Origin of the sequence: Amycolatopsis echigonensis (assembly GCF_014174495.1) — a bacterium.
GTDB lineage: Bacteria > Actinomycetota > Actinomycetes > Mycobacteriales > Pseudonocardiaceae > Amycolatopsis > Amycolatopsis echigonensis.
Genome location: NZ_JACJHR010000160.1, coordinates 1 through 8,981, shown reverse-complemented (window position 1 = coordinate 8,981; position 8,981 = coordinate 1). Strand labels below are relative to the sequence as shown.

Genomic DNA, 8,981 nt, shown 5'->3' with positions numbered 1-8,981 from the left:
CGTGGGCTGAGGAACGAGCTGACGAGGTAGTTGTGTCCGAAGTGGATTTCCACGGCGTCGAACCCGGATTCCAGGGCGGTGCGGGCCGCACTCGCGTGGGCTTCGACGATGCGGTCGAGGTCGGCGGGGGTGGGGGCGCGCGTCGGGCGCAGGCCGAGCGGGCTGAACCAGCGGGTCGGCGACAGCGCGGGCAGCCGGTTCGACGCCGCGTTCGCCACCGGCCCGGCGTGCCCGATCTGCGCGCAGGCCGCCGCGCCTTCGGCGTGGATCGCGTCGGTGAAGCGGCGCAGCCCGGGGACGGCTTCGGGACGCATCCAGATCTGGTGGCGATCGGTGCGGCCTTCCGGCGACACCGCGCAGTAGGCCAGCGTCGTCATCCCGACGCCACCGCGGGCCGGGCGCCGATGGTACTCGATGAGCTCGTCGGTGACGAGCGCGTCCGGCGTGCGGCCTTCGAACGTGGCGGCCTTGATGACGCGGTTGCGCAGTTCGACCGGGCCGAGGCAGGTCGGCGCGAAGACGTCCGGCGCGCTCACGGCGCGTCCAGCCCGGCGACGACGAACGACCGGACCGCCTCGGCGGGCAGCCGCGGCTCGGCCGGCGCCGGGGCGCCCGGGGCGCCGAACACCTGCAGCAGCAGCTGGAAAGCCAGCACCCAGCGGGTGGCGGCCTGCTCCCCGGTCAGGTCGGGACGGGCCGCGCGCAGCATCCCGATCCACGGATCGAGACTGAACCACGGCGACGTCCAAGGCAGCCGCTGGCCGGAAAAGAGCACCCGGGCGAGCAGGTGCAGCCGCAGCCGGCCGACGGGGTCGGCGGCCTGTTCGGTCAGCGGGGCGAGGACGGCGTCGACCAGGTCCGCGGCGGCGGGCACCCACCCGTCCCGCCGCCGGCGTTCGACGTCGTCGAGCAGGCCGCTCCACACGGGCGCCAGCCGTACTTCCAGCATCGCGGCGACCAACGCTTCCTTGGAGCCGAAGTGGTAGTGCACGGCGGCCGGGTTGAGCCCGGCGGCCGAGCAGATCCCCCGCACGGAAACGTCGTCGTAGCCGGCGGTCAGCAGCAGCCGTTCCGCGGCGGCCAGCAACCGGTCGCGAGTCGAGTCCACCGTCGCTTTCATGCGTCGAGTAGAGCATCGAACGCGGTCGGTTTCAAGCATTGATTGAATCACTGATGGGATCGACGACCCGGTCGTCGACCGCGCTCATGGCCCGGCAGCGCCCGGGCTCGCGCAGTGCCCGGCTAGCCGCGGCGCTGGTCGGGGACGATGCCGAACGCGCGGATCTTGCGGTAGATCGTGGCCCGGGACATGCCGAGGTCGGCCGCGGCGTGCTCCTTGTTGCCGTCGTTCGCCGCGAGGCTGCGCACGATCGCCTCGTACTCGATCGTCTCCAGTTTCGTCAGCTGGCGGCGGGTGAACATGCGGCACTCGGCGGGCAGGTCGGTGACCTCGATGGTGCCGGTCCGCCGCTGCCGGGAGGCCTCGCTCAGCACCTGGTCGAGCTGCCGGACGTTGCCCGGCCACGGCAGCCGCATGAGCTGCCGCAGGCACGTGTCCGAAACCGCGACGTCCTGGTTGCTGTGGCGGCCGAGCAGGTGCGGGACCAGCCGGCGCAGGTCCTCGATCCGGTGCCGCAGCGGCGGGATGTCGATCGCCCGGGTGAAGAACGGCATCAGCTGCAGCTGGACGTCGGGGCCGGGCGCCTCGTCGCGCACCGTGGCCGCGACCCAGGCGGGGCCTTGGTCCGCGGGCATCGCCTGCCAGGTGGTGAGCAGGTCGGCCACCCGCTGCAGGGCCTCGCCGGTCAGCGCGTCCGCGTGCTGGAGGATCACCACCGGCGGCCGGCCGCCGGCGACGTCGTCGGCCAGGGCCTGGACCTTGGCGGCCCGGTCGTCGAGGCCGGCGCAGTCGAGCAGCAGCGCACGGCGGCCGTGGCGGACGGCGACCGCGTGGGCCACGGCGGTCTTGCCGGTGCCGGGCTCGCCGCTGAGGGCGGCCCAGCTGCGCGCGGCGAAGCTCGCGGCGGCGGCGCAGCCCTGCCGCCAGAGCGAGCTGCCGCCGACCAGGCCGGGCGGCTGCAGGTCGGTCTGGCACGCGGTGGACCGGGCGGCGGACTGGTTCTTCACCCGGAACACCCCGCCCGCGAGGGTCGAGCCGCTGTACACCGGCCGGTACTCCAGCCGGGCGACGAGCCCGGACGGCAGGTCCGCCACGACGGTGACCGGCCGTGGTGAGCCCGCGATGTCCTTCGTGTGGGTGATGAGCGCCGCCCGGTCCGTGACGTCGTAGCGTGCTTCAGTCGTGTAAACAGGTCACCCCTGGCGCCATGGAGGCAGCTGTCGAGCCGGGCGGTACCCGGCTCGACAGCATCCACGTGAGCTATGCGGTCGGGTCCGTAGCCTGAGCGGCGTGCTCTTCCAGCGATCATGACTATGGCCCGTGATGCCGTTTCGCGACCGCATGGTGGGCTAAGCGGAGGAGACTATGGCTGTCAGCAGGTTCGTGGTCTGCCGGAGTGCCGGCAGAGCAAGATTTTCGCCCTGACGTGGGGGCGGTCGAAGCGCTCGAAGCGCTCGAAGCGGTCACGTCATCGGGGGCCGACGCTGGTCGCCGCTTGCGTCTGCCCGGCCGCGCACGCCTACCTGGCGCGGGTGCAGGTGTTCGTGGCGAACACCGGGACCCGACAACGTCACCGTGTACGACACCCGGATGCAGGAGGTGGTCGCCACCGTCCGGGTCGGCCGCTCGCCGGTCGGGGCGGGTGCGGCGCCCGGCGGGGACCGGGTCTACGTCACCAACGAGCTCTCCGACACCGTTTCGGTGATCGACGCCCGCACGTACTCCACCCTGGCCACGGTTCCGATGGGCCTGCACCCGTTCGGCGTCGCGGTGGTCGGCTCGCGCGCCTACGTGACGAATTTCGGGGCCGACACCTATCGGCTCGGCCGAGTCGGAGTGGCCGGCCGGGCAAGGTTTCACCCGTTCACCCCTGCGGGCCGGTGCGAATCGGCCCCGGGAGGAGCTGTCGGGCGCCGCTCCGCTACTCGAACGGCTAGTCGCGGGCTGCTGTCCGGCCGTGAAGTTCTGCCGACACGGCGACCGGGCTGGCTGCTTGACTGCGGTCGACTCGACGATGAGACGGGAGACCTTGGTGGAAGTTGAACGGACCTCCCACACGTTGCCCGGGCTGACCGCGCCCGCGGAGATCGTGGTGGATCGCTGGGGTGTGCCGCACATCTACGCGGCCACCACCTACGACGCTTTCCGCGCCCAGGGCTTCAACGCCGCGCGGGACCGGTTGTGGCAGATCGACTTCTGGCGCCGGCGCGGTCTCGGCCGGCTGGCCGAGGTGTTCGGCGCGGAGCACGTCGAACGGGACCGCGCTGCCCGCCTGTTCCTCTACCGCGGGGACATGCGCCGCGAATGGCTGGCCTACGGCTCGGACACCAAGCGTGCGACGACGGCGTTCGTGGAAGGCGTCAACGCGTTCGTGGAACTGACGCGCGAGGACCCGTCGCTGCTGCCGCACGAGTTCCGTGAGCTGGGCTACGAACCCGCGCTGTGGGAACCGGAAGACGTCGCACGCATCCGCAGTCACGGGCTGTTCTACAACGTCCGCGAAGAAGTCGCGCGTGCTCGCACCCTGCGCGACCTGCCGGGCGACGCGGAGGAGCTGCGTCGGCGGCGTGAGCCGTGGCGACCCGTCGAGGTGCCGGAGGGGCTCGACCTGGACGCGATCCCCGACGATGTCCTGCGCGTCTACGACCTCGCCACGACACCGCCCGCGTTCGGGCCGCCCGCGCCCGAGGACCCACAGGGGGACGTGCTGCCCGAGGGCAGCAACAACTGGGTCCTGGCGGGGACCAGGACGCGTTCGGGTCGGCCACTGCTCGCCAACGATCCCCACCGCGCGGCCGCGGCGCTGCCCGGGCTGCGCTACATCGCCCACCTCAGCGCGCCGGGGCTCGATGTCATCGGCGGCGGGGAACCCGCGTTGCCGGGCATCTCCATCGGCCACAACGGACGGATCGCGTTCGGGCTGACGATCTTCGCGATCGACCAGGAAGACCTCTACGTCTACGAAACCGACCCCGATGACCCGGTGAGCTACCGCTACGAGGGCCGGTGGGAGCCGATGCGCCGGGTGACGGAGACGATCGCCGTCCGCGGGGGAGAGCAGGTCGAGGTCGAGCTGCTGTTCACCCGGCACGGCCCGGTGGTCTGTCAGGATCCGGAGAAGAACGCAGCGTTCGCGGTGCGGGCCGCGTGGCTCGAAGCCGGCATGGCGCCTTACCTCGGCAGCATGGACTACATGCGCGCCCGGAACTGGGACGAGTTCTCGGCGGCGATGAACCGCTGGGGCGCCCCGCCCGAGAACCAGGTTTACGCCGACCCGAGCGGCCGGATTGCGTGGCAGACCGGCGGCCTCACCCCGATCCGGCCGAACTGGGACGGCACCCTGCCGGTGCCCGGCGACGGCCGCTTCGAGTGGGCGGGCTTCTACGACACCGACCAGCTGCCCGGCGCCGTCGATCCGGCCGAAGGGTTCCTGGCCACCGCGAACGAGATGAACCTGCCGGCGGACTACCCGCCCGAGCGGCACATCACCTACGACTGGTACGCGCCCTACCGCAAGCACCGCATCGACGAAGCGCTGTCACAGACCACCGACGCCACGCCGGAGAGCATGGTCGAGCTGCAGAGCGACTTCCTGTCGGTGCCCGCGCGCCGGATCGTGGCGCGCCTGCGTGAGCTGCCTGTGCCCGTCGGCGCCGACGGACTCGACCTGCTCACCGGCTGGGACGCGGTCCTCTCGCCGGAGAGTGCTGCAGCCGCGCTGTTCGAGGTTTGGTACCGCCGGCACCTGCGTCCCGCCCTGCTGGTTCGCGCCCTTGAACCCCTCGTGGGTGCGGAGCGGGCCGGGGAGGCCGCCACCCGCGTGTCGCCCGCCGAAGACCTGCTCGCCGACGCGCGCGTCGACCTGGAGCTGTTCGAAGCTGACGACGCCGACACCGCGGAGATCGTGGCGAAGACCCTGCGCGCGGCCGTCGCGGACCTCGAGCGCCTGCTGGGGCCGGACCGCGACGCGTGGCAGTGGGGCCGCCTGCACACGGCCCGGGCCCAGCACCCGCTGAAGGCGCTGCTCGGCACCGTTTCGGCGGACCGGCTCGCCACGGAAGCGCTGCCCCGCGGTGGCAGCGGCGACACCGTCGGCAACACCGCTTACGGCCCGAACTTCGCTCAGTCGGCCGGCGCGACGTTCCGGATCGTCGTCGACGTCGGCGAGTGGGACTCCTCGCTCGCGATGAACGCTCCCGGGCAGTCGGGCCGGCTCGACGATCCGCACCTGACCGACCTGTTCGAGCCGTGGAGCCGCGGCGAGGCGTTCCCCCTGCTCTACACCCGGGACCGGATCGACGCCGAAGCCGAGACCGTCATCGCTCTCAACCCGCCCGCCTGACCGTCATCATCCCCTGAAGGAGAAGGACACATGGGACACCTGCAGCTGCCGCCCGGCAAGAAGATCGCCGTGAACCTCGGCACCGACTTCGACGCCCAGTCGTTGTGGCTCGGCGGGTTCAACCGGCCCAGCCCCTCGTTCATGTCGCGCGGCCAGTTCGGCGCCGAGGTCGGCGTGCCCCGCCTGCTGGAGCTCTACAAGCGGTTCGACGTCACGACGACCTGGTTCGTCCCGGGCCATTCGGTCGACACGTTCCCCGAGCAGTGCAAGGACGTCGTCGAGGCCGGGCACGAGATCGGCCACCACGGCTACTACCACGAGATCCCGCCCGGCATCAGCCGCGACACCGAGCGCCGGCTGGTCGACCTGGCCTTCGCCACCTACAAGAACGTGCTGGGCCTGCGCCCCACCGGCTACCGCTCGCCCTACTGGGACTACAGCGAGAACACCCTCGACATCATCGAAGAGTCGGGCTTCCGCTACGACACGAGCCTGATGGCCCGCGACCTCGTCCCGCACCACCCGCAGCGCTGGCAGATCAACTGGGAGAAGGGCAACGTGGCCGGTCCGGCCAGCTCCGTGCTCGAGATCCCGGTGAACTGGTACCTCGACGACTTCCCACCGCTGGGCTACACCGGCACGTCCACCGGCATGCAGGACACCGAGACGATCTTCCGGCGCTGGCGGGACATCTTCGACTACGCCTACGAGCGCGTCCCGAACTCGGTGTTCGCCTCGTGCGTGCACCCGCAGATCATCGGGCAGGCGCACAACATGCTCTGGTACGAACGGCTCATCGAGCACATCGTCGCCCGCGACGGCGTCTGGTTCGCCACCTGCGACGAGATCGCCCAAGCCTGGGTCGACGACGAAGAGGACGAGCGGCTGAAGGCGCTGCCCGACGTGCGGGGCGTCGAACCGGCCCCGGCGGACTCCAGCTGGGCGCGGCAGGGCTGATCCCGGGTGGTCGCCCGGACCGGTGTAGCCGCTGGTCCGGGCCCCACGGCGAGGCCTGCGGCCGGTCGTGTGCGACGCTGGTGGGGAGGGGAGGTGACGGTGCTCGTGGACTACCTCGTCGACGGGGGCGGCTTGCGGGCGATCGACGACGGCCTGCGCCCGATCCTCGACGAGATCCAGGCCCTCCTCGGCGCCGACCTCAGCGTGGTCCTCTACCAGCCGCGGCGAGCCGGCGCACCACTCACGGTCCTTTCGGCCGGTTCCGGCTGGGGCGACCCGTTCCTCCCGAACGAGCCGGTGGTCACCAGCCGACCGCTGCCACGGCGGGAACCAGCCGCACTGGCCCAGCTCGAAATCCACTCCCAGCTGCGTCGCCACACGGCGAGGCTCGAGGGGAGCGTGGCGGTGCCGTGGCGCGACGCCCACGGCACCGGCGTGGTCGTCGTCGGGAACCTCGGGGTGCCGGTGCCCGGACCGGGGGCGCTGGCGGACGAGGCCCTGCGGCGGCACTACCGCACCGCGATCGTCCGGGCACTGCGGCACGCGAGGCGGTCCGGCGCGGGGCAACTCGACCGTGACCTGCGGGCCGCGGCCCGGCTGGTCGCGGAGGCGGCCGTCGACGGTTCGGACGTGCCCGCCGCGCTGTCGGCCGTGCTGACGTCGGCGCGCGACCTGTTGCGATCCGAGGTCGCCTACCTCGCTGTCCCGGACAACGGGCCAGGCACGTTCGTCTTCGACCAGATGCTCGGCATCCGGACCGTGGCGTTCCGCAGCCTGCGCGTGCAACTCGGACAGGGCCTCGGCGGGCTCGCCCGGCAGGTCGGCAAGCCCATCCGCTCGGCGAACTACGCCGACGACTCGCGGTTGCAGGCCGCGCCGGTCAGCGAGACGAAGGGCGAGGGCATCATTTCGGCGATGGCGGTCCCGGTGACGGTCGGCCCGGAGATCGCCGCGGTGCTCTACGTCGGCGACCGGCGCATGCGCGCGTTCACCCCGGTCGACGAAGACCTCCTCGAAGAGTTCGCCGGCCACGCCTCGCTGGGCCTGCGCCGACGGCTCGCCGAACGCGACCGGCTGGCGGCGATCGAGCGGACGGTCCGGGAGCAGGTCGCCTACGACCTGCACGACTCGGTGGTCCGGGGGCTCGTCACCATCGGGTTCGAAGCCGAGCAGGCGGGGTTCACCGCGCAGGACCCGGACACCGCCTCCCGGCTCGCGGCGATCGCGCGCGCGGCCGAGTCGTGCATGATCCGGCTGCGCGGCGAACTCGGCTCCCTCGTCGCCGTGGGCCCGCCCGCCGCGACGTACGCGTCGGAGGTCCTGGAGCGCGTCGACCGCCTGCCTGACCGCGGTGTTCGGCGGGCCCTGGAGCTGGAGGGCGAAGACGTCGAACTGTCGGGCGAGGTCGCCGGCGCGCTGGTGAAGGTGGGGGAGGAAGCGGTGGCGAACGCCGAACGGCACTCCGGGGGCGCGACCGTGACCGTCCGGGTGGTGACCACCGGGCCGCACGTCGTGAGCATCGAGGTGACCGACGACGGGACGTTCGACGAGGCCACCTGCGGTGCGGTGGCCGGGCACTTCGGGATGAGCGCCATGCGAGCGGCGATCGAGCGGCTGGGCGGCCGCCTGGCGGTCGGACCGGCCGGGGGCCGCGGCACGACGGTGACGGCGACGGTCCCCACCCAGGGGCGCGTCGGGACGGGGGAGCAGTGATCCGGTTCTGCGTGGTCGACGACCACGACGTGGTTCACGGTGGCCTGCGGGCGATGGCCGATCGCGAGCCTGACCTCGAGTACCTGGGTGGGGCCACGACGGTGGCCGACGGCACGGACCTCGTCGACCGGCTGCGCCCGGCCGTCGCGATCCTCGATCTGCGCATCGGCGAACGCGACGGCGGCAATGGGATCGATCTGTGCCGGACCTTCACTGCGCGGCACCCGGACTTGTCGGTGGTGCTGTTCAGCGCGTACGGCAACAGTGAGCTGCTGGCCCAGGCCATCGAGGCAGGGGCGTCCGGATACGTGCTGAAGGAGACCTCGCTGGGCCGGGTGCCGGCGATCCTGCGCGAGATCAAGGCGAGCGGAAGCTGGTTCGAACCCCGCATCGCCAACGAGCTCTTGCAACGCAGGGTCCACAGTGCACACTCATCGGCCGCGTTTAGCGAGCAGGAACTGGACATTGTGCGCGGCATCGGCCGTGGGGAGAACAATTACGACATCGGCGAGCAGTTGCACATCAGCCCGCACACGGTGAAGTACCACATCGCGTCGATGCTGAGGCGGCACAACGTCCACCGCCGCGCCGAGCTGGTCCGGCTGGCTTCGGACCTGCACCTACTGGACTAGCAATGCTCACCACTGTCCTGCCCGGGCACAGCCGGATCCCAGTGGTCGCCTCCACCGAGCGGCTCCAGGGCCTCGGGGCCGCAGCCGCCGCCTTGCAGGCAGTTCCGTTGGCGCCCCGGGCTGCTCTGCCGCTGCGGACCCGCTCGATCGGGGACGTCGACTTCGCGGCCCAACGACGGGAAAGGGCACCACCGCGCTGCTGACGGCTGCGGAAGAA

At 71.9% G+C, this 8,981-nt stretch carries 8 protein-coding genes; 5 read left to right on the top strand and 3 right to left on the bottom strand.

The features are described 5' to 3' along the window. The 3 genes from H5411_RS45105 to H5411_RS45095 form a co-directional block, all read right to left on the bottom strand. The coding region (locus H5411_RS45105) for an oxidoreductase (RefSeq protein WP_463672095.1) at positions 1-536 on the bottom strand (536 nt) is incomplete at its 3' end. Continuing rightward, positions 533-1,120, bottom strand: coding sequence for a TetR/AcrR family transcriptional regulator (locus tag H5411_RS45100; RefSeq protein ID WP_101438425.1), 588 nt, complete (start codon positions 1,118-1,120; stop codon positions 533-535). The genes H5411_RS45100 and H5411_RS45105, both read right to left, overlap by 4 nt. Positions 1,121-1,242: 122 nt before the next feature. Beyond that, on the bottom strand, positions 1,243-2,214 hold the full coding sequence (locus H5411_RS45095; protein WP_244194780.1) for an AAA-type ATPase lid domain-containing protein: 972 nt from the start codon (positions 2,212-2,214) through the stop codon (positions 1,243-1,245). A gap of 481 nt (positions 2,215-2,695) precedes the next feature. Between H5411_RS45095 and H5411_RS48235 the strand changes: the two genes are divergently transcribed. The 5 genes from H5411_RS48235 (at position 2,696) to H5411_RS49160 (ending at position 8,764) form a co-directional block, all read left to right on the top strand. Continuing rightward, a complete protein-coding gene (locus H5411_RS48235; protein ID WP_244194781.1) occupies positions 2,696-3,163 on the top strand; it encodes a YncE family protein in 468 nt (155 codons plus the stop codon). Further along, positions 3,153-5,462, top strand: coding sequence for a penicillin acylase family protein (locus H5411_RS45085; protein ID WP_244194782.1), 2,310 nt, complete (start codon positions 3,153-3,155; stop codon positions 5,460-5,462). The genes H5411_RS48235 and H5411_RS45085 overlap by 11 nt, the downstream gene beginning before the upstream one ends. Positions 5,463-5,492: 30 nt before the next feature. Continuing rightward, on the top strand, positions 5,493-6,419 hold the full coding sequence (locus tag H5411_RS45080; protein ID WP_101438428.1) for a polysaccharide deacetylase family protein: 927 nt from the start codon (positions 5,493-5,495) through the stop codon (positions 6,417-6,419). Between the two features lie 93 nt (positions 6,420-6,512). After that, positions 6,513-8,132 (top strand): GAF domain-containing sensor histidine kinase, encoded by a 1,620-nt coding sequence (locus tag H5411_RS48230; protein WP_158242513.1) that lies wholly within the window; start codon positions 6,513-6,515, stop codon positions 8,130-8,132. 11 nt (positions 8,133-8,143) lie between these two features. Beyond that, a complete protein-coding gene (locus tag H5411_RS49160; RefSeq protein WP_244194783.1) occupies positions 8,144-8,764 on the top strand; it encodes a response regulator in 621 nt (206 codons plus the stop codon). Positions 8,765-8,981: the final 217 nt, after the last annotated feature.

Bases quoted from the DNA above. Each gene is read 5' to 3' on its own strand.
- H5411_RS45080 (WP_101438428.1), top strand. From the start codon at position 5,493: ATGGGACACCTGCAGCTGCCGCCCGGCAAGAAGATCGCCGTGAACCTC.
- H5411_RS45100 (WP_101438425.1), bottom strand. From the start codon at position 1,120: ATGAAAGCGACGGTGGACTCGACTCGCGACCGGTTGCTGGCCGCCGCG.